Below are 20206 nucleotides of genomic sequence, written 5' to 3' on the forward strand. Positions count from 1 at the left end.
GCACGACCGACTCGTGGGTGCTCTGGAACCTGACCGGCGGGCTCGAGGGCGGCGTGCACGCGACCGACGTCACCAACGCCAGCCGCACCATGTTCATGGACCTGGAGACTCTCCAGTGGGACGACGACATCCTCGCCGCGTTCGATGTGCCCCGCTCGATGCTGCCCGAGATCCGTTCCTCCTCCGAGGTCTACGGCATCGTCAATGAGCACAGTCTGCTCCGCGAGGTGCCGATCGCGGGCATCCTCGGTGACCAGCAGGCCGCGACCTTCGGCCAGGCCGCATTCGACCAGGGCGAGGCGAAGAACACCTACGGCACCGGTAACTTCCTCATCTTCAACACCGGCACCGAGATCGTGCACTCCAAGAACGGCCTGCTCACNCTGGGCTACAAGCTTGGCACCGACGCGCCGCACTATGCGCTGGAGGGATCGATCGCCGTCACCGGGGCGCTCGTGCAGTGGTTGCGCGACAACCTCGGCATGATCAGCAGCTCCGAGGAGGTCGAGACCCTGGCCAAGACCGTGGACGACAACGGCGGCGCCTACTTCGTGCCCGCGTTCTCCGGCCTGTTCGCGCCGTACTGGCGCTCGGATGCCCGCGGCGCCCTGGTCGGCCTGACCCGCTTCGTGAACAAGGGCCACATCGCCCGTGCCGCGCTCGAGGCGACGGCGTTCCAGACCCGCGAGGTGCTGGATGCGGTCAACGCGGACTCCGGGGTTCCGCTGACGGAGATCAAGGTGGACGGTGGCATGATCGCCAACAACACGCTGATGCAGTTCCAGGCCGACATCCTCGGGGTGCCGGTCGTGCGCCCGGTGGTCGCGGAAACCACCGCGCTCGGCGCTGCCTACGCGGCCGGCCTCGCGGTCGGTTTCTGGAGCAGCCTCGACGAGCTCCGCGCCAACTGGCAGGAGGACAGCCGGTGGACACCGAAGATGAGTGAAGAGGAGAAAAACCGGCAGCTGCGCAACTGGAAGAAGGCCGTCACCAAGACCTTCGGCTGGGTTGACGAGGACGTCGTCTAGCCCAGGAAGTCACAGCAGCCGCTGGCCAACAGCAGCAGGGCAGCCGCCGGAACGTCGGTGGCTGCCCAGCCGGGTCAGAGTCGGCTGGCCGCCACCCACTCTGCGAGTTTGGCCGTGGCCGCACCGGAGTCGACAGTCTCAGCGGCAACGGCCATTTTCATGCGGAATCGGTCGAGGATGTTCACCTGGGCCTGGGCGGGATCGTTGGCGAGGTCGAAGGCAACCAGACCGGCCGCAGCGTTGAGCAGGACGATGTCCCTTACCGCATCTTCCTGGCCGGACAGCATTCGGTGAACGACGACGGCATTGTGTTCGGCGTCGCCGCCAACCAGGTCGCTGACCTCCGAGCGTCTGATGCCCAGCTCCCGCGGATCCATGTCGTGCTCGGTCACGAGGCCGCGCGACACCTCCCACACGTGGCTGTGGCCCGTCGTGGTGAGCTCGTCGAGGCCGTCATCTCCACGGAAGACGAGGGCCGTTGCGCCCCGGGTCTGGAAGACGCCGACGATCAGCGGAACCCGATCGAGGCTGGCCACCCCCACCGCCGATGCCTCCGGGCGCGCCGGGTTACAGAGCGGACCGAGGTAGTTGAAGACGGTGGGAATCCCCAGTTCTTGCCGAACCGTTGCCGCATGACGGAATCCCGGGTGGAAGGCCGCCGCATAGGCAAACGTGATTCCTGCGGAGTCAAGGATGGCTGCGACTTTGTCGGGCGAGAGCGTCAGGTCGATCCCTAGTGCGGCGAGCACGTCGGAGGACCCGGACGCGGAACTCGCAGCCCGGTTGCCGTGTTTGATCACCGGCACCCCGGCCCCGGCACAGACGATTGAAGCCATGGTGGAGATATTGACGGTGCCGAAGCGGTCCCCGCCCGTTCCGACGATGTCCAGGGCCATCGGGTTCACGGCCAATGGCACCGCGTGCTCGAGGATGGCGTCACGGAACCCGACGATCTCGTCGACCGTTTCCCCCTTGGCGCGAAGCGCAACGAGGAATCCCGCGAGCTGGGCGGGAGTTGCCTCCCCCCGCATCACCTGTTCCATGCTCCACGCCGCATCCGACACGCTCAGGTCCTCGCCGGCGAGGAGGGCACTGATCACATTGGGCCAGGACTGGAAATCGAGCATGGAACAATCTTAAGCGAGATCCGCCGACCACCCGAATTGGTGCCCCGGGGGCGTCTTTGTTCCAATCGGGTGGTCATTCGGGTTTTTGGAGGACAGGGACGCCCTGGTGAGCAAAACCCCGTCGAATATCGGCCATAATAGAAGGGTGACGAGCCCTTCAATTACCTATTCAGCCACTGCTCCCGTGGTCAATCGGCCCAACAGCGTGGCTGTGGGCACCATCGTTTGGCTCGGCAGCGAGGTGATGTTCTTCGCCGGGCTCTTCGCGATCTACTTCACCCTCAGATCGACGTCGCCGGAGTTGTGGCAGTTCGAAACGGAGAAACACAATTTCTCCTACGCTCTGGTGAACACGCTCATCCTGGTCACGTCCTCCGTGACCTGCCAGTTCGGGGTATTCGCCGCCGAGCGACTCCAGGCCAGGTCTACGGGCTGGAAGCCAAGCCAGTGGGGCATGGTCGAGTGGTTCTTCCTCACCTATGCCCTCGGTGCGATCTTTGTTTCCGGCCAGATCTTCGAGTACGCCACGCTCGTGTCCGAGGGCGTCGCCCTCTCCAGCAACGCGTACGGATCTGCGTTCTACCTCACCACCGGGTTCCACGGCATCCACGTCACCGGCGGACTCCTCGCGTTCCTGCTCGTGATCGGTCGCGGCTTCGCTGTCAAGAACTTCGGCCACAAGGAGGCCACCAGCGCGATTGTCGTGTCCTACTACTGGCACTTCGTCGACGTCGTCTGGATCGGCCTGTTCCTCGTCATCTACGTTCTCAAATAGACATCCGAAAGTGGAATACGCACAAATGACCACGATCAATAAGCCCAAGAGTGCCGGTCGGCGCAAGTCCGGCCGCCGCCACCCTCTGTCCAGCGTCGCCCTCATCGCGATCGGCCTCCTCTTCACGGGCGGGGCCTACGCTGCGTTCAGCACCAGCACGGCAAACGCCGAAACCAGCGCAACCTCGCAGCAGACGATCGGTGAGGGCAAGAAGCTCTTCGCCGCTAACTGCGCGACCTGTCACGGCCTGGCCGCGCAGGGCACCGGGAGCGGTCCGAGCCTGATCGGCGTCGGCGCCGCATCGGTGGACTTCCAGGTGGGCACGGGCCGGATGCCGTTGCAGATGGACGGACCGCAGGCGCAGAAGAAGGCAGTCCAATTCACGGACGAGCAAATCGCCACGCTCGCAGCCTACGTGTCCTCCCTCGCCCCCGGCCCGGGACTTCCGGATTCCAACCTCCTCGACGCAAAGGGCAACAGCGCCAAGGGCGCCGAACTCTTCCGCATCAACTGCGCGATGTGCCACAACGTCGCCGGCGCGGGCGGCGCCCTTACCCAGGGAAAGTTCGCACCTTCGCTCGATGGGGTCACCTCCAAACACATCTACGAGGCGATGGTCACCGGCCCGCAGAGTATGCCGGTTTTCAACGACATGAACATCTCCCCCGAGAGCAAGCGCGACATCATCACGTACCTCAAGTACCTCGAGAACAACCCTTCTCCCGGTGGCTACGCGCTTGGTTCGCTCGGACCGGTATCCGAGGGACTCTTCCTCTGGATCTTCGGCCTTGGCGCGATCGTCGCGCTGACCGTGTGGATCACGGCGAGATCAAACTGACCGGTTACGGTCTCGAATAACTTGCATATGAAACTGCCGATGAAGGAGAACAATGGCCAAGGACGATAACAGCGGAAAGGACCTCGCCGCTGCTGACTCGTCGGGCGTCGGGCATGAGGGAGCTCCCGCAGGCACTGCCGTCGTCGTACGGGATGCCGTGGCCAACCCGGGCTTCCCGCCGCACCGCCCTCGCGTGACAGACCTGGACCCAAGCGCCGAGCGCCGAGCAGAGCGCACCGTGTACACGCTGTTCTACCTGTCGATCGTGGGCAGTGTCTTCGCCATCGCCGCGTACATGGCCTTCCCCATCGTCCCGGAAGACCCGGGTTCCGTTCGGATGAACAACCTCTTCATTGGCCTTGGCCTCACCCTGGCGCTGATGGCTATCGGAATCGGGGCCGTGCACTGGGGCAAGGCCCTGATGTTCGACCATGAGGGCATCGACGAGCGGCATCCCGTTCGCGGCTCGGACGAGACCCGCACGCGGGCTGTCGAGATCTTTCAGGAAGCCGGTTCCGAGTCCGGTATCGGGCGTCGCACCCTGATCCGCAACAGCCTCATCGGTGCGCTCATCGCCTTCCCGCTTCCCGCAGTCGTGCTGTTCCGCGGCCTCGGCCCGCAGGACGACAACCCGGCTGCCCTTCTCAGCCACACGATGTGGAAGAAAGGAACACGTCTGGCCCTGGACCCGACCGGCACTCCGATCAAGGCATCCGACATCACCCTGGGATCCGCCTTTCACGTGATCCCGGAGGGACTTCAGGACCTCGAGCACGGCCGGCTGGAAGAAAAAGGCAAGGCCGCCGTTCTTCTGATGCGGCTCAAGCCCGAAGACCTCAACGAACTGCCGGAGCGTAAGGGCTGGTCGTATGACGGGATCGTCGCCTACTCCAAGATCTGCACGCACGTCGGCTGCCCGGTCGCACTGTACGAGCAGCAGACCCACCACCTACTCTGCCCCTGTCACCAGTCTCAGTTCGACGTGTCGAACCACTGTGAGGTCATCTTCGGACCGGCAAAACGCCCTCTCCCCCAGCTGCCCATCGCGGTAGACTCTGAGGGATACCTCATTGCACAGAGCGATTTCACTGAACCCGTCGGACCGAGTTTCTGGGAGCGGAATTGAGCACGACAACTACGACCACTGAGCTGGTCGAAACCAAGAAGTCCGGCGGCCTGACGGCCGTCGCCGCCAACTACATCGACGAGCGCACCAGCATATCGACGGCGGTCAAGGAGTTAGGCCGGAAGATCTTTCCGGACCACTGGTCCTTCCTCCTCGGCGAGGTGGCACTGTACAGCTTCGTCATCATCCTGTTGTCCGGATCGTTCCTGACGTTCTTCTTCAGCGCGTCGATGGCCCCCGTTCAATACGACGGTTCCTATGTGCCTTTGAAGGGTGTTGAAATGTCTGCGGCGATGTCCTCGTCGCTCGACATTTCCTTCGATATCCGTGGCGGGCTGCTGATGCGCCAGGTCCACCACTGGGCGGCACTGCTGTTCGTGGCGGCCATCGGCCTGCACATGCTCCGGATCTACTTCACCGGCGCCTTTCGAAAGCCGCGCGAGCTTAACTGGGTGATCGGTTTCATCCTCTTCATCCTGGCGATGGCCGAAGGCTTCACCGGCTACTCCCTCCCCGATGACCTGCTCTCCGGCAACGGCCTGCGCATCATCGACGGGATGGTCAAGGGCATCCCGCTGGTTGGGACCTGGATCTCTTACCTGCTCTTCGGCGGTGAATTCCCGGGCGAGGCCATCGTCGGGCGCCTCTACTCGCTGCACATCCTTCTGCTGCCGGCGATCATCGTGGCGCTGATCGCGATGCACCTGCTGTTCGTCGTTGTGCACAAGCACACCCAGTACCCTGGTGCGGGGCGCACAAACCAGAACGTGGTCGGCTACCCGGTGCTCCCGGTCTACGCGGCCAAGGCCGGCGGCTTCTTCTTCATCGTCTTCGGCGTCGTGATGCTGATGGCGTCGTTATTCACGATCAACCCGATCTGGAACTACGGCCCGTACGACCCCTCCCCCGTGTCGGCGGGAACCCAGCCCGACTGGTATATCGGATTCGCCGACGGTGCCCTCCGCCTGATCCCGCCGGGACTGGAATTCGTCTGGCTCGACCACACGTTCTCGGTCAACATCCTCATCCCCCTGGTCTCGCTCGGACTGTTCATCCTCGTGGTGCTCATCTACCCGTTCATCGAGGCCTGGGTGACCGGGGACAAGCGGGAGCACCACATCCTGGATCGTCCGCGGAACGCCCCCACCCGCACGGCCATCGGTGCCGCCGGGGTCACCTTCTACGCCGCGCTGTGGACGACCGCCTCCTCGGATATCATCGCGACGCACTTTTCGGTCACGATGGAGGGCGTCATCCACACGATGCAGTTCCTCACCATCGTCGGGCCGTTCATCGCGTTCTTCATTGCTAAGCGGGTCTGTCTCGCCCTGCAGAAGAAGGACAGGGAAATCGTCCTGCACGGCTACGAGTCCGGTCGCATCGTACGCCTTCCCGGCGGCGAGTACATCGAGGTGCACCAGCCGATCGATGAATACGAACGATGGAAACTGGTCAGCTACTCCGACTACAAGCCGCTGATGATTCGCCCGAACGCCCAGGGCAAGATCACCACCGGGCAGAAGGTCCGTGCCGGAATGTCACGCTGGTTCTTCGAGGATCGGATCGAACCTGTCGGCAACGCGGAGCTCGAGCAGGCCCACACCGACCGTCACTAGGCAACGGCTCAACTCAACAACAGATCGGGCATCGATGTCCCTCCAGACCATGTCGGAGTGGCTTCGGTGTCCGATCTGTTTCAGGCCCCTCGAGCCTGGCGGGCCTCTCGTCCTCCGATGCTCGAACGGCCACGCCTACGACACCAACAAACGCGGCTACGTCTCTCTTGCCGGCGCTTCCCGACGCCTGATCGGTGACAGCGCGGAGATGCTCAACGCCCGTGACGCGTTCCTCGCCGATGGCTGGTACGAGCCGCTCCGGGACAGCCTCGCGGAGCTGGTCGTCCAGGACGGCCCGTCAACCATCCTCGACGTCGGTTGTGGCACCGGTTACTACCTCCGGGAGGTCTTGGCCAGGCTGCCCGGCGCCCGTGCCCTGGGCATGGACCTCTCCCCCGTCGCGGTCGCTCGCACGGTGGCCGGGCAAGACCGGATCGACGGCCTGGTGGCGAACGTCTGGGCCCCACTTCCGGTGCGCGACGACGCCGTCGAGGTTATCCTCAACGTCTTCGCCCCGCGCAATCCCGGCGAGTTCCACCGCACGCTCCGAAGCGGCGGCCTCCTGGCCGTCGTGGTGCCGCAGGAGACTCATCTGCAGGAGCTCCGGGCCGCCGGGCTGGCCCTGGGCATGCAAGTGAACAAGGGCGCTCACCTGACCGCGTCCCTTGACGCATACTTCGTCCTGGAATCACGCCGGGCGTCCAGCCAGCTACTGAGCCTCAGACCAGCCCAGGTTTCCAGCCTCGTCGGCATGGGTCCGTCAGCACACCACACGGATTCCGCCAGTCTTGCCGATGAGCCGTCCGCTGAGCGTCCCGTGACCGTCGCCGTCGAGTTGCTCGGGTTCCGTCGGCGCGACTGACCTGGTCCGTGTGACCGGGCGGCAGGAAGTTCGCGGGTGCCGTCCAGGTACGCAAACGACGCCCGGACTATGTCGCGGGCGCCGAAGCGGATAGCCGTGAGCGGCGATGGTGAGGGGTCTACCGGGCGAACATGCCCCGGTAGTACTCGTACACCCAGCCGACGAGGCTGATCACGCCCAGCCCCAGGGCGATGATGGAGATCCACACACCAACGGCGAGGCCGAGGAACAGCAGCGCAGCGCTGCCGGCGAGAAGGATCGGCCACCAGCTCCACGGGCTGAAGAAACCGACCTCGGGGTCTCCGTCGTCGATGTTCGAGTCCAGTCGGTCCTCGGGCAATTCGCCGCCCTGGACGCTGTGCACCCGGCTGAGATAGAAAGCGACGAAGCTGACGAACACGGCGCAGAGTCCCAGAGTGAAGGTTCCCGCCCACTCGACGCTGTGCTGCTTCGGGTCGAGGAGACCCCACACGACGTACGCGGTGGTGACGACGGTGAAGAACCCCGCGAGGATCCATAGCAGGTTGACGTTGGCTCTCATCTACTTCACCTTGTTCGAAGCTGCGTCGTACGTGGGGGCATCCGGGGCGTCCTTGCCTGGTCCGATTCCGACGGCCATGGCCACTTCGGGATGGTTGAGGTCAAAGGCCGGCCGCTCGGAGCGGATCCGCGGGATCGAGGTGAAATTGTGCCGCGGCGGCGGGCACGAGGTGGCCCACTCAAGCGACGCACCGAAGCCCCACGGATCGTTGACGGTGACCAGCGGCGCCTTGCGGGCCGTGATGTACACGTTGAGGAAGAACGGGATCATCGAAACGGCGAGGATCATCGCACCGATCGTCGAGAGCTGGTTCATCCAGGTGAAACCATCTTCCGGAGAGTAGGACGCGTACCGGCGCGGCATCCCGAGGACTCCCAGCCAATGCTGCACCAGGAAGGTGGTGTGGAAGCCGATGAAGAGGATCCAGAAGTGCCATTTGCCGAGGCTTTCGTTGAGCATCTTGCCGGTCCATTTGGGCCACCAGAAGTAGAAGCCGCTAAACATGGCGAACACGACGGTGCCGAAGATGACGTAGTGGAAGTGCGCCACCACGAAGTACGTGTCTGAGACGTGAAAGTCCAGCGGCGGTGACGCCAGGATGACACCAGTCAGCCCACCGAAGGTGAACGTGACAAGGAAGCCCAGCGCCCAGAGCATCGGAGTCTCGAAGGTCAGCGACCCACGCCACATGGTGCCGATCCAGTTGAAGATCTTCACGCCGGTCGGCACCGCGATCAACATGGTCATCAGGGAGAAGAACGGCAGCAGAACGGATCCGGTGACGTACATGTGGTGAGCCCAGACGGCCACGGACAGCGCCGCGATGGAGATGGTCGCGTAGATGAGGGTCTTGTAGCCGAAGATCGGCTTGCGGCTGAAGACCGGGAACACCTCGGAAACGATGCCGAAGAACGGCAGGGCGATGATGTACACCTCGGGGTGGCCGAAGAACCAGAACAGGTGCTGCCAGAGGATGGCACCGCCGTTGGCCGGGTCGTAGATATGGGAGAGGAAGATCCGGTCGGAGGCCGCGGCGAGGAGCGCGGCAGCGAGCACCGGGAAGGCCATCAGCGTGAGGATGGAGGTGACCATCGTGTTCCAGGTGAAGATCGGCATCCGGAACATGGTCATGCCGGGCGCGCGCATGGTGATGATCGTGGTGATGAAGTTCACGGCGCCGAGAATGGTGCCGAAGCCCGAAAGACCCAGGCCGACCATCCACAGGTTGCCGCCGACTCCGGGCGAGAAGGTGGTGCTCGCCAACGGTTGGTAGGCGAACCAGCCGAAGGATGCCGCTCCCTGTGGGGTGAGGAACCCGCTGACGGCGATCAGGCTGCCGAAGAAGAACGCCCAAAAGGAGAACGCGTTCAGCCGCGGGAACGCCACGTCGGGGGCGCCGATCTGGAGCGGCATCAGCGAGTTCGCGAATCCGAAGAACAACGGCGTCGCGAACATCAGCAGCATGATCGTGCCGTGCATGGTGAAGAGCTGGTTGTACTGTTCCTTCGTCTGGACGACCTGCAGGCCAGGCTCGAACAGCTGCGCCCTGATCACCAAGGCCATCACCCCGGCGAGGCAGAAGTAAACGAAGGAGGTGATCAGGTACATGAACCCGATGACCTTGTGGTCGGTGGAGGTAATCCACCGAACCAGGACGTTGCCCTTGCGATCTACGCCGGATACACGCCGAGTCGGGGCCGGTGCAGTGGGAGCGGTGGGAGCAGTGGTGGTACTCATGGCCTAGTTGCCCTCCTGAACCGTCGGGGCGGTTGTGCCCGGAAGATTTTGATTCCGCTTGTAGCCGTTGTCGAGCTGGCCCTCATTGCCGGCCACTCGCAGCGACTGAGTGTAGGCCTCGTAGTCGGCCTGCGAGACAACCTTGACCTTGAACAGCATCTGGGAGTGGTACTCGCCGCACAGTTCGGCGCACTTACCGGAGTACGTGCCGATGCGTTCAGGGATGACCGACATGTAGTTGGTCTTGTCGGGGATCATGTCCTTCTTGTAGAGAAAATCGATGACCCAGAACGAGTGGATGACGTCGCGGGATTCAAGCGCCAGTTCGATCTTCTTACCGACCGGGAGCACCAGGGTGGGAAGCTCGGACTCAACCAGTGAGCCCTTGGGGCCGTTGAGGTCAGGCTGGCCCTGGATACCGGGCGAGTAGACGTCTTCGTTGACGTAGTTGAAGTCCCAGGCCCACTGCTTGCCGATGACCTCGATCTTCACGTCTGGCGCGGCGAAGCGCGCCTCGATGGCCATCTGATCACGAGCCGTGAAAGCGAAGAAGCCGAGCACGAGGATGAGCGGCACGATCGTGTAGAAGATCTCGATTGGCATGTTGTATCGAAGCTGGACCGGCAGACCGGTCTGGCCCTTCCGACGGCGATAGACGACGACCGTCCAGATGGTGAGGCCCCAGGTGATCAGGCCGACCACAAGCAGCACGAGCCACGACGTCGTCCACAACCCGCCGATGCGGTCGGTCTGGTTGGTCACCGCCGGTTGACCCTCTTCGAAGCCGGGGAGGAAGCCGTGAAGCTGGGCTTGGGTGCACCCCGACAGAACAATGGCCAACGACGCTGCAATCGGAATAGCAGCCCATCGGAGACGATGGTTTTTGCGCACCAGTAACCTTTCGGGAAGACTCGACGACACTCCACTGGAAGTGCATTTCTCGTTATACAGCCTACTGCGCGAGAGGGCTCGGGATGTGCACCAACGCGGCAGGACGGGTAACGAATTCGCCCCCAGTCACAGCATTTGGAGGCAGCATCCCTACCGGACAGGAACGCGGGCGGTCTGACCTGCGCCTTTCATCTCATGCGCGTTTCACGTGCGTGATCCGGCAGGGGACGGCGCCTGCAGCGGGGCCAATCAGCTGAAGGAGTCTCCGCATGCGCAGCTCCCACCGGCATTGGGGTTGTCGATCGTGAATCCCTGCTTCTGGATGGTGTCTTCGAAGTCGATGGACGCACCATCGAGGTAGGGCACGCTCATCTTGTCGACGACGACCTCGACGCCGTCGAAGTCGACGAGGGCGTCCCCGTCGAGAACCCGCTCGTCGAAGTAGAGCTGGTAGATCAGGCCGGAACAGCCTCCTGGTTGCACGGCGACGCGCAGGCGCAGGTCCTCGCGGCCTTCCTGGGCGAGCAGGCTGCGGACCTTCTGGGCGGCGGTGGCACTGAGGCCCACGCCATGGGCTGCTGTGCCGGTGATGGCGATGGTGTCGGTCATGCTACTCCTCTTACTTCGCGTCCGTACGGCTCACGCGTAGGCACGCTCCCGTTACGTCGCTGTTGTCAATCGGTATGGCCGCGCGGTCCGGCCTGGGCAGGCATGCACGGGTTTCTCCGGTGATTCTACCGAGGGAAACGGTGAAATCACCCTCGTAATTCCCGATTCGGTCGTCGACGTTCGGACCGGTTCAGGAAGCCTCGGGCAGTACCCTCCGGTTGAGTCGGCCCAGCAGGAGTGCCTCACCGAGGACGGCCCGTTTGAACACTCCCAGGTGCAGCGACTCATTTGGGCTGTGCGCCCGCGAATCGGGGTCTTCGACGCCGGTAACCAAGATCTGGGCTTCCGGAAAGACCCGAACGAGATCGGCGATGAACGGGATCGACCCGCCGACGCCGATATCTACCGGAGCGCGCCCCCAGGCTTCCGTCATGGCCAGTCGGGTCTCGGTGACGGCCCACCCGCTCGTGTCGACGAGGAACGCCTCCCCAGTGTCGACGTCGTCGATCTCGATCTGCGCTCCGAACGGTGCGTTCTCACGCAGGTAGGCCTCGAGGGCGGTGAAGGCATCCGCTGCGGACTGGCCGGGCGCGATCCGGGTGCTCAGCCGCACCGAGACGACGGGTGCCAGGGTGTTGGAGGCATTGGCGACGGTCGGCGCGTCGATCCCGGTGATTGTGATCGACGGCTGCGACCAGATCCGGCTGAGCACGGAGCCGTGGCCGATCGACTGCACCCCAGCGGCCAGTCCGGTGTCAAGGCGGAGCTGGTCCTCCGAGTAGTCGGGCGTGACCGCCACGTGGCTGGTCAGCCCGGCCACGGCCACCGAGCCATCGGCGGCGTAGAGGGTGTCAAGGAGACGGACCGTGGCCATCATCGCGTCCGGGACGGCTCCGCCGAACATGCCTGAGTGCGACGCGTGGTCGAGGGTGCGCACGGTGAGCCTGAAGGTGACATTGCCGCGCAACGCGATCGTCAGCGCGGGAGTGTCGATGTCCCAGTTGTTGGAGTCGGCGACAACGATGGCGTCGGCGCGCAACGCCTCCCGATTTTCCTCCAGGAAGGTGGCAAAGGACCTGCTGCCGAACTCCTCCTCCCCTTCGATGAAGAGCGCAAGACCGAGGTCGAAGTCCGCGCCTTCCGCCTCGACGAGGGCGCGGATCGACGCGATGTGGGCCATGACGCCCGCCTTGTCGTCGGCGGCCCCGCGCCCGTACAGCCGGTCTCCGCGAACGGTCGGTTCGAAGGGCAGAGTGTCCCAGTCCCCGTCGTTGCCAGGAGGCTGCACGTCGTGGTGGGCGTAGAGCAGCACCGTCGGGCGGCCGTTCCGGGCAGCCCGGGTGGCGAGCACCGCAGGTTGGCCCAGTTCGGCGCCGCCGGGGATGCCGGCCTGCTTGACAGCGACGGCGTCGAACACACCAAGACCCCGGGCAAGTTCGGCCACCATTTCGGCACTCCGGGCCACCTGGCCACGGTCAAAGGCATCCCACGACACCGACGGGACCCGCACGAGGGCGCAGAGGTCCGCGATCGTCGTCGGCAGGCCCCGCTCTACGGCCGCGCGGATGGCGTCGCCGACCGGAGTCGACGAATTCGGTTCAGTTTCTGGAATATCGGTCATCGGGTAATCTTAAGCCAACCAATTGCAAGGAACTGATGTGGCTAAGCCTGTGAACCCAGACGCACAACCCTCCATGGAGACCGTGGAGGAGACGAAAGTCCGCCTCGCGGCCGCCCTCCCGTCCGGCAAGGGGCAGGCGACGCCCAGCCGGAAGCAGCAGGAGGCGTTGAACAAGCGCCCGCTGGTGCCGGATGACCGCAAGCTCGCGGCCAAGCAGGCCAGGGGTAAGGCGGCCGAGGCCAGGGACCGCGCGAGGCTCGGCATGGCTGCCGGGGACGACAGGTTCCTTCCGCAGCGCGAACGTGGCCCGCAGAAGCGGTTCGTTCGCGACTACGTCGACGCCCGCTTCAACATCGGCGAGTTCATGATCCCGGTGATGTTCCTCGTCATCCTGCTGACGTTCTTCCCCGACCCGATGGTGCAGACGTACGGCATCCTCGCACTCTGGGCCTTCTTCCTCGTCGCCGTTGTCGACTGCGTCGTCCTGGGCTTCACCCTCACCCGCAAGGTGAAGGCGAAGTTCGGCGACGCCAAGGCCGAACGGGTTCGCTGGTACGCCGCGATGCGTGCGCTGCAGCTCCGTCCGATGCGCCTGCCCAAGCCGCAGGTCAAACGCGGCCAGTACCCCGCCTGAGAGCCGCTGCCGCCGGGCCGGCGCCCGATCCACGGGTGCCTGGGCTCACGCCGAGTGCGCGCCGAGCCGGATCAGCGGGACCCGCAGTTCCTCGTCTGTCAGCGACCCGTGCTGGCCGACCATCTGTCGCGCCGACTGGTTCGGTTCACGCGAATCGTAGTAGGCGACCAGTTTACGGGCGGCGACAATGACGTCACCGATCCGCGGAAGCACCGCCGGCGCGACCTCGCCGAAGAGTCCGGCTTTCACGGCCTCGGCTCGGGTGAACACCCAGGCACGTTCGCCCTCGGTCTTCCGCCACGAATCGGCCAGGGCCGTCGCCTCATCCGCCAGCCTCGGCTCCAGGTAGAGCTGAACGCACCGAGGGTCTCCCCCGATGTGGCGCACTCCCCCGACGAGTTCGGGAACCGTGTCGAAGAGCACGTGCCTGGTCGCCGGGACGTCGATGACCCCGTGGTCGGCGGTGATCAGCAGTCCCTCCTCACGCTTCAGGCCGGCGGCGAATCGCGCCACGGCGGAGTCGAGGGCCTCCAACTCCGCTAGCCACCTGGCGGACTCCCAACCGTGCGCGTGCGCGGCCATGTCCAGTTCAGGAATGTACAGGTAGATGAGCGCTCTCGGCTCGGAGTCGAGGAGCACGCGGGCGGCCGCGAAACGGTCAGCCAGGCTCTCCGCGGCGACGTAGCGGGCACCTCGGAGCACGGCCAGGGTGAAACCGGAGACGGTGTATCGCTTCGGCCCGATCGCGAAACTGGGCACCCCGTCGTCGGCGCCGCGTTCGAAAACCGTGCGTTCGCGCTGCCAGAGCGCCGGATCCATGCCGTCGTCCCATCCGGTCAGCTGGTTCACGACCCGGTCCCGTGCCACGTCGCGCACCCGGTAGCCGACCAGGCCGTGGCGCCCCGGCTCGACGCCGGTCGTGAGGGTGGCGATTCCCGCGGCCGTCGTGGCCGGGAAGACGCTGTCGAGCACGCCGGTCTTCGTGAGGTGGGAAGACAGGAAGCGCGCATGGCCGGCGCGCGCCCGGAGCTGGCCGACCCCGAAACCATCGGCCAATACCACAACGGTCCGGGCGGCCGACCGCAGTCCGAGGACGTTCGGCCGGTCGAGGATCGCGGAAAGGGAACTTGTCAGAACGTCGGCAAGCCGCAGGGCACTGAATTGGCGGGCCGGTAGCATGGGGGGCATCCGGCCAATTCTGACATAGACCCAGGCCGCACGATTCAGCGCCCACCCGAAAGTGCCTGCCCCGAGCCAGCACGCCTCAACAGAAGTCACGAATGAGCCGTTCAAACAGCACGCCGCCCGCCGATTTCACCGAGCGCATCGAAGACGTCGATGTGTCGACGGAGATGCAGGGGTCCTTCCTCGAGTATGCGTATTCGGTGATCTACTCCCGTGCGCTCCCCGACGCGCGCGACGGTCTCAAGCCCGTGCAGCGCCGCATCCTCTACCAGATGAACGAGATGGGCCTCCGGCCCGACCGCGGGCATGTCAAGAGCGCACGGGTGGTCGGCGAGGTGATGGGCAAGCTGCACCCCCACGGAGACACGGCGATCTACGACGCCCTGGTGCGGATGGCGCAGGCCTTCACCCTGAGGGTGCCCCTGATCGACGGCCATGGCAACTTCGGTTCGCTTGACGACGGCCCGGCCGCGCCCCGGTACACCGAGGCGCGCCTGGCCGCCCCGGCACTCGCGATGACGGAGAACCTCGACGAGGACGTCGTCGATTTCGTGCCCAACTACGACAACCAGCTCACCCAGCCCGATGTATTGCCGGCCGCGTACCCGAACCTGTTGGTCAACGGGGCGAGCGGCATTGCCGTCGGGATGGCGACGAACATGGCGCCGCACAACCTGATCGAGGTCGTCGGCGCCGCTCGGCACCTGCTGGCACACCCGGACGCCACCCTCGAGGACCTGATGGAGTTCGTCCCCGGTCCCGACCTGCCGACCGGCGGCACCATCGTCGGCCTCGCCGGAATCAAGGATGCCTACGCCACGGGTCGGGGCAGTTTCAAGACCAGGGCCCGCGTTTCCGTCGAAGCGATCACCGCCCGCAAGGCGGGGCTGGTCGTCACCGAACTGCCCTACCTCATCGGCCCGGAGCGGGTCATCGAGAAGATCAAGGACGGGGTGAACTCGAAAAAGCTCAGCGGCATCTCGGACGTCACCGACCTCACCGACCGCACCAAGGGGCTCCGCCTCGTCATCGGCATCAAGACGGGGTTCAGCCCCGAGGCCGTGCTCGAGCAGCTCTACCGGGTCACCCCGCTCGAGGACTCCTTCAACATCAACGCCGTCGCCCTCGTCGACGGTGGCCCGCAGACCCTGGGCCTGCGTGAACTGCTCATGGTCTACGTCGGCCACCGAATCCAGGTCGTCACCCGGCGGTCGGCGTACCGTCTGGCCCGCCGTAAGGAGCGGCTGCACCTGGTCGAGGGTCTCCTCGTGGCCATCCTCGACATCGACGAGGTCATCCAGGTGATCCGCGCCAGCGACGACAGCGAACAGGCCCGCTCCCGTCTCATCGACGTGTTCGACCTGAGCCAGATCCAGGCCGAGTACATCCTCGAACTCCGACTGCGCCGGCTGACCCGGTTCTCCCGGATCGAGCTGGAAACCGAGCGAGACCAACTGCTCGCGGAGATCGCCGCGCTCGAGAAGCTTCTCGGCAGCAAGCAGGCCATCCGCACCCTGGTGTCCGACGAGCTCGCGTCCGTCGCCGAGCGCTTCGGCACCCCGCGGCGAACCGTGCTCACCGAGGCGAGGCCGAGCATCGCCGGCGCCGCCGCGAAGCGCACCGCCGCGATCCTCGAAGTCTCCGACAGCCCGACCCGGCTCTACCTCAGCACGACCGGCCGGATCGCGCGGGTCGACCTTCCCGCCGAGGTCGAGCAGCTGAACGAGCGGATTGTCCCGGCGCAGCGTCGCAGCAAGCACGACGCGATCCGGTCCAGCCTGGACACCACCAGCCGCACCGAGGTCGGCGCCGTGACCAGCCTGGGGCGCCTCATCCGGTTCTCCCCGGTCGACCTGCCTGTGATGCCGCCGACGTCGATCCAGTTGGCGGCGGGTGTGCGCATCGGGGACTATCTTGCCCTGCCGAACAAAGAGGAGAAGGTGCTCGCCCTGGTCTCCCTCGACTCCGACCAGGCGATCGCCCTCGGTACCCGCTTCGGCATCGTGAAGCGCATCACCCCGGGGGACTGGGCGAACCGGCCCGACTTCGAGATCATCGCGTTGAAGCCGAAGGATGTCGTCGTCGGCGCCGCGCAGGGCTCCGAGGCTGACGAACTCGTCTTCATCGCCTCCGACTCCCAGCTCCTGCGCTTCCCGGCCGGGTCAGTGCGCCCGCAGGGCCGCACGGCCGGCGGCATGGCCGGGATCAAGCTCGCGGCCGATACCCAGGTGATCTACTTCACCAGCCTGACCCCGGACGCCGCTGAGTCCGCCGTGGTATCCACGATCGCGACCGGCAGTCAGACGCTCGCCGGGACGGATCCCGGCAGCGCCAAGGTGTCCGACTTCGCCGAATACCCGGCGAAGGGCCGCGCCACCGGTGGCGTGCGATCGCACCGCTTCCTGAAGGGCGAGGACACGGTGTCCGTCGCCTGGGTCGGGCCGCTTCCGGCCCGCGCCGTCGGCCCGGACGGGTCGCCCCGTTCGCTCCCCGAGTCTGGATCCCGTCGTGACGCCTCCGGCACTATGCTCGACGCCGTGATCGGTACGATCGGCAGTCAGATCGGCTGACGCGATGGCGTGGGCGCTGTCCGCCGCGGGAGCCGGCCCGCATCAGGACGGTCGGCTAAGGTGGCCGCATGACCTCGCTTCGTGACGCATCCATCCTGATTGTTGGGGCCTCAGGCGGCCTCGGTCGTGACATCGCCCGCCTGCTGGCCGAGAACGGTGCGCGATTGATCCTCAGCGGACGGGACCGGGGCAGGCTCGAGGCCCTGAAACTCCCAGGGACCATCATGACCGCCGACCTTGCCGTACCGGCGGACATCCTCGACCTGGTTGCCCGGGCGACCGATGTCGATGGTCGCCTCGACGGAATCGTGAACGCCGCGGGCGTCGTTGCCTTCGGTGCGGCGACCGAGGTGAGCGATGCAACACTGGAACGGCTCTTCGCCGTGAATACGCTCGCCCCGATCCGGTTGTTGCGCGCCGCCCGCCACGCACTGACCGACTCCGCGGCCGCGGGGCGTCGTCCCTTCGTGGTGACGCTGAGTGGGGTCGTGAGCGAAAGCCCCACCGCCAACCTGGCGGCCTACTCCGCGTCGAAGGCCGCCCTTGCCGCCTTCGACAAGGCCGCGGGCAGGGAGCTGCGCCGGACCGGCATCCGGATTCTCGACGCCAGGCCGGGGCATACCGAAACCGGCCTGTCCGCGCACCCGATCGCCGGAGAGGCGCCACGACTGCCCACCGGTCACGCCCCCAACCTGGTCGCCCGACGCATTGTCGACGCGATCATGGCCGATGAGGCCGACCTGCCGAGCACTGCATTCTCCGTTCCGGCTGGAAGCCCGTCCCCACCAGAAACCGGTACCGGCGGCTAAACGTCGATTCGGTCGCGGCTGAGCTTGTCCGAGCTGTCGATGATGAATTCCTTGCGCGGGGCGACATCGTTGCCCATCAGGAGTTCAAAAACCTTACCTGCCATTTCCGCATCGGCTACCCTGACCCGGCGGAGGGTACGGTGTGCGCGTTCCATGGTCGTGGTGGCCAGTTGGTCCGCATCCATCTCGCCGAGCCCCTTGTACCGCTGGATCGGGTCCTGGTAGCGCTTGCCCGCCTTCTTCAGCCCGGCGAGGACGGCGTGAAGTTCGGGCTCCGAATAGGTGTAGATGGTCTCGTTGGGCTTGCTGCCCGGGTTCATCACGACCACCCGGTGTAACGGGGGCACCGCGGCGAAGACGCGACCCTCCGTGATCATCGGCCGCATGTACCGGAAGAAGAGGGTCAACAGGAGGGTGCGGATGTGGGCGCCGTCGACATCCGCGTCGCTCATGATGATGACCTTGCCGTACCGGGCAGCAGATAGGTCGAAGCTGCGCCCTGAGCCGGCACCGATCACCTGGATGATTGACGCGCACTCCACGTTGGAGAGCATGTCCGACACGGAGGCCTTCTGCACGTTCAGGATCTTCCCCCGGATCGGCAGGAGAGCCTGGTGCTCGCTGTCCCTGGCGAGCTTCGCCGTGCCGAGCGCCGAGTCGCCTTCGACAATGAACAGCTCACTCGTGGTCACGTCGTTGCTGCGGCAGTCGACCAGCTTCGCCGGGAGGGACGAACTCTCGAGGGCGTTCTTGCGCCGCTGAGTCTCCTTGTGCGCACGCGCGGAGATGCGGGACTTCATTTCGGCGACGATCTTGTCGAGCACGACCGTGGCCTGGGTCTTGTCGTCACGTTTCGTGGACACGAACCGCTCGTTCATGGCCTGGGCGACGACGTTCGCGACGATGGCGCGCACGGCCGGTGTTCCGAGTACTTCCTTGGTCTGGCCTTCGAACTGCGGCTCGGGAAGTCGCACGGTGAGCACGGCGGTCAGGCCGGCCATCACGTCGTCCTTCTCGAGTTTGTCGGAACCCATCTTGAGGCGGCGGGCGTTCAACTCCACCTGGGAGCGGAGGAATTTCAACAGCCCGGCATCGAAACCGGCCTGATGCGTGCCGCCCTTCGGAGTGGAGATGATGTTCACGAAACTGCGGACGACGGTGTCGTATCCGGTGCCCCAGCGCAGTGCGATGTCGACGGCGCAGTCCCGGCTCAGCTCCGTCGGCACCATGGCGCCCCTGTCGGTCAGAACGGGGACGGTCTCGGTGAAGCTGCCGTTCCCGGTCAGCCGCCAGGTGTCGGTGAGGGGTGTGTCGGTCGCGAGGTGGTCGACGAACTCCGAAATGCCGCCCTCGAACTGAAACGACTCGTGAACGGTCTCCGTGGTGCGCTTGTCGTCGATATCGATGGCGAGGCCGGGGACGAGGAACGCGGTCTGCCTGGCCCGGTCGAGGAGTTCCTCGGTCTGGAAGGCGGCCCCCTTGGTGAAAATCTGCCGGTCGGCCCAGTAGCGCACCCGGGTTCCAGTGACCCCGCGCTTCACCTTGCCGATCACGCGGAGTTCGCTCTGCTTCTCGAAGGGGGTGAACGGCGCGTCGGGGCTCTTCTCCCCCGTGTCGGCGAAGATCCCGGGTTCGCCCCGGTGGAATGACATCGCCCAGGTCTTACCGTCACGGTCGACCTCGACGTCGAGGCGCTCGGACAGGGCATTCACCACGGATGCGCCGACACCGTGAAGACCGCCGGACGCCGCATACGATCCGCTGCCGAACTTGCCGCCGGCGTGTAGCTTGGTGAACACGACTTCCACTCCGGTCAGCCCCGTCTTGGGCTCGATGTCCACCGGGACGCCGCGCGCGGTGTCCCTGACCTCAACACTCTCGTCCGAGTGAAGGACGATGTTGATCCGGGAACCGAATCCGCCCAGCGCCTCGTCGACCGAGTTGTCGATGATCTCCCAGAGGCAGTGCATGAGTCCGCGAGAGTCGGTCGAACCGATGTACATGCCGGGGCGTTTGCGAACCGCCTCGAGCCCTTCGAGGACCGACAGGTGGCGGGCGGAATAGTCTGAAGAACTCACAACTGTCAAGAATACCGATCAGTTGGCCCCTGGCCCCCCAGCAACACCCGGCCCAAATCGTCTACGCGGTGAGCGAAATGCAACCAAACGGAGTCGAAATCCGGAGCAGACCGTGTTTACATGGAGCACAGGTTAAATTGGTATCACTTGGTATCAGTC

17 protein-coding genes are annotated in these 20206 nt (G+C 65.2%); 9 read left to right on the top strand and 8 right to left on the bottom strand.

Annotated features, from left to right (window positions below; translation table 11 throughout):
• Positions 1-1028: FGGY family carbohydrate kinase (locus tag E3O19_RS11890; RefSeq protein WP_134567858.1), on the top strand; the 1028-nt coding region annotated here is incomplete at its 5' end.
• Between the two features lie 74 nt (positions 1029-1102).
• On the opposite strand, the gene trpD is transcribed toward E3O19_RS11890, so the two are convergent.
• Positions 1103-2155, bottom strand: coding sequence for an anthranilate phosphoribosyltransferase (gene trpD / locus E3O19_RS11895; protein WP_134567860.1), 1053 nt, complete (start codon positions 2153-2155; stop codon positions 1103-1105).
• A 145-nt stretch (positions 2156-2300) separates the two neighbouring features.
• Between trpD and ctaE the strand changes: the two genes are divergently transcribed.
• Genes ctaE through E3O19_RS11920 form a run of 5 tightly spaced genes read left to right on the top strand, consistent with a single transcriptional unit; the run spans position 2301 to position 7372 of the window.
• On the top strand, positions 2301-2930 hold the full coding sequence (gene ctaE / locus E3O19_RS11900) for an aa3-type cytochrome oxidase subunit III (protein WP_420898372.1): 630 nt from the start codon (positions 2301-2303) through the stop codon (positions 2928-2930).
• A gap of 25 nt (positions 2931-2955) precedes the next feature.
• Positions 2956-3768, top strand: coding sequence for a cytochrome bc1 complex diheme cytochrome c subunit (gene qcrC / locus E3O19_RS11905; protein ID WP_134567892.1), 813 nt, complete (start codon positions 2956-2958; stop codon positions 3766-3768).
• 52 nt (positions 3769-3820) lie between these two features.
• On the top strand, positions 3821-4894 hold the full coding sequence (qcrA, locus tag E3O19_RS11910; RefSeq protein WP_134567861.1) for a cytochrome bc1 complex Rieske iron-sulfur subunit: 1074 nt from the start codon (positions 3821-3823) through the stop codon (positions 4892-4894).
• Positions 4891-6510 carry a cytochrome bc1 complex cytochrome b subunit gene (qcrB, locus tag E3O19_RS11915; RefSeq protein ID WP_174776933.1) on the top strand — a complete coding sequence of 540 codons (1620 nt, stop codon included), beginning with the start codon at positions 4891-4893 and terminating at the stop codon, positions 6508-6510. The genes qcrA and qcrB overlap by 4 nt, the downstream gene beginning before the upstream one ends.
• Before the next feature lie 34 nt (positions 6511-6544).
• The gene (locus E3O19_RS11920) at positions 6545-7372 is read left to right on the top strand and encodes a methyltransferase domain-containing protein (RefSeq protein WP_134567863.1); all 828 of its coding nucleotides are present in this window, start codon (positions 6545-6547) and stop codon (positions 7370-7372) included.
• Between the two features lie 118 nt (positions 7373-7490).
• Here the strand turns inward: E3O19_RS11920 and E3O19_RS11925 are convergent, their stop codons facing one another.
• The 5 genes from E3O19_RS11925 to E3O19_RS11945 all read right to left on the bottom strand — a co-directional run bounded on the left by E3O19_RS11925 (position 7491) and on the right by E3O19_RS11945 (position 12771).
• Complete coding sequence (locus E3O19_RS11925) at positions 7491-7913, bottom strand: cytochrome c oxidase subunit 4 (protein WP_134567865.1); 423 nt, start codon at positions 7911-7913, stop codon at positions 7491-7493.
• Entirely contained in the window at positions 7914-9650 is a 1737-nt protein-coding gene (gene ctaD, locus E3O19_RS11930) for an aa3-type cytochrome oxidase subunit I (protein WP_134567866.1), read from the bottom strand.
• A 3-nt stretch (positions 9651-9653) separates the two neighbouring features.
• The gene (gene ctaC / locus E3O19_RS11935; protein ID WP_134567868.1) at positions 9654-10541 is read right to left on the bottom strand and encodes an aa3-type cytochrome oxidase subunit II; all 888 of its coding nucleotides are present in this window, start codon (positions 10539-10541) and stop codon (positions 9654-9656) included.
• Between the two features lie 249 nt (positions 10542-10790).
• Positions 10791-11150 carry an iron-sulfur cluster insertion protein ErpA gene (gene erpA / locus E3O19_RS11940; protein WP_134567870.1) on the bottom strand — a complete coding sequence of 120 codons (360 nt, stop codon included), beginning with the start codon at positions 11148-11150 and terminating at the stop codon, positions 10791-10793.
• A gap of 190 nt (positions 11151-11340) precedes the next feature.
• The gene (locus tag E3O19_RS11945) at positions 11341-12771 is read right to left on the bottom strand and encodes a dipeptidase (protein ID WP_134567871.1); all 1431 of its coding nucleotides are present in this window, start codon (positions 12769-12771) and stop codon (positions 11341-11343) included.
• A 37-nt stretch (positions 12772-12808) separates the two neighbouring features.
• On the opposite strand from E3O19_RS11945, the gene E3O19_RS11950 reads away from it, so the two are divergent.
• Entirely contained in the window at positions 12809-13405 is a 597-nt protein-coding gene (locus E3O19_RS11950) for a DUF3043 domain-containing protein (RefSeq protein ID WP_338145097.1), read from the top strand.
• 45 nt (positions 13406-13450) lie between these two features.
• Here the strand turns inward: E3O19_RS11950 and E3O19_RS11955 are convergent, their stop codons facing one another.
• On the bottom strand, positions 13451-14593 hold the full coding sequence (locus tag E3O19_RS11955; protein WP_174776934.1) for an alkaline phosphatase family protein: 1143 nt from the start codon (positions 14591-14593) through the stop codon (positions 13451-13453).
• Between the two features lie 92 nt (positions 14594-14685).
• On the opposite strand from E3O19_RS11955, the gene E3O19_RS11960 reads away from it, so the two are divergent.
• Both E3O19_RS11960 and E3O19_RS11965 read left to right on the top strand, forming a co-directional pair.
• Positions 14686-17160, top strand: a complete 2475-nt coding sequence (locus E3O19_RS11960) for a DNA gyrase/topoisomerase IV subunit A (RefSeq protein WP_134567873.1) — start codon at positions 14686-14688, stop codon at positions 17158-17160.
• Positions 17161-17228: 68 nt separating this feature from the next.
• Positions 17229-17969, top strand: coding sequence for an SDR family NAD(P)-dependent oxidoreductase (locus tag E3O19_RS11965; protein WP_134567875.1), 741 nt, complete (start codon positions 17229-17231; stop codon positions 17967-17969).
• On the opposite strand, the gene E3O19_RS11970 is transcribed toward E3O19_RS11965, so the two are convergent.
• Positions 17966-20047 (bottom strand): DNA gyrase/topoisomerase IV subunit B, encoded by a 2082-nt coding sequence (locus E3O19_RS11970; protein ID WP_134567877.1) that lies wholly within the window; start codon positions 20045-20047, stop codon positions 17966-17968. The genes E3O19_RS11965 and E3O19_RS11970 overlap by 4 nt on opposite strands.
• Positions 20048-20206 lie beyond the last annotated feature (159 nt).

Source organism: Cryobacterium algoritolerans, from assembly GCF_004402785.1.
GTDB lineage: Bacteria > Actinomycetota > Actinomycetes > Actinomycetales > Microbacteriaceae > Cryobacterium > Cryobacterium algoritolerans.

Coding starts and splice junctions, on each gene's coding strand:
- E3O19_RS11960 (WP_134567873.1), top strand. CDS start 14,686: ATGAGCCGTTCAAACAGCACGCCGCCCGCCGATTTCACCGAGCGCATC.
- E3O19_RS11920 (WP_134567863.1), top strand. CDS start 6,545: ATGTCCCTCCAGACCATGTCGGAGTGGCTTCGGTGTCCGATCTGTTTC.
- trpD (WP_134567860.1), bottom strand. CDS start 2,155: ATGCTCGATTTCCAGTCCTGGCCCAATGTGATCAGTGCCCTCCTCGCC.
- ctaD (WP_134567866.1), bottom strand. CDS start 9,650: ATGAGTACCACCACTGCTCCCACCGCTCCCACTGCACCGGCCCCGACT.
- qcrC (WP_134567892.1), top strand. CDS start 2,956: ATGACCACGATCAATAAGCCCAAGAGTGCCGGTCGGCGCAAGTCCGGC.
- E3O19_RS11965 (WP_134567875.1), top strand. CDS start 17,229: ATGACCTCGCTTCGTGACGCATCCATCCTGATTGTTGGGGCCTCAGGC.
- erpA (WP_134567870.1), bottom strand. CDS start 11,150: ATGACCGACACCATCGCCATCACCGGCACAGCAGCCCATGGCGTGGGC.
- E3O19_RS11925 (WP_134567865.1), bottom strand. CDS start 7,913: ATGAGAGCCAACGTCAACCTGCTATGGATCCTCGCGGGGTTCTTCACC.
- E3O19_RS11945 (WP_134567871.1), bottom strand. CDS start 12,771: ATGACCGATATTCCAGAAACTGAACCGAATTCGTCGACTCCGGTCGGC.
- E3O19_RS11955 (WP_174776934.1), bottom strand. CDS start 14,593: ATGCCCCCCATGCTACCGGCCCGCCAATTCAGTGCCCTGCGGCTTGCC.
- qcrA (WP_134567861.1), top strand. CDS start 3,821: ATGGCCAAGGACGATAACAGCGGAAAGGACCTCGCCGCTGCTGACTCG.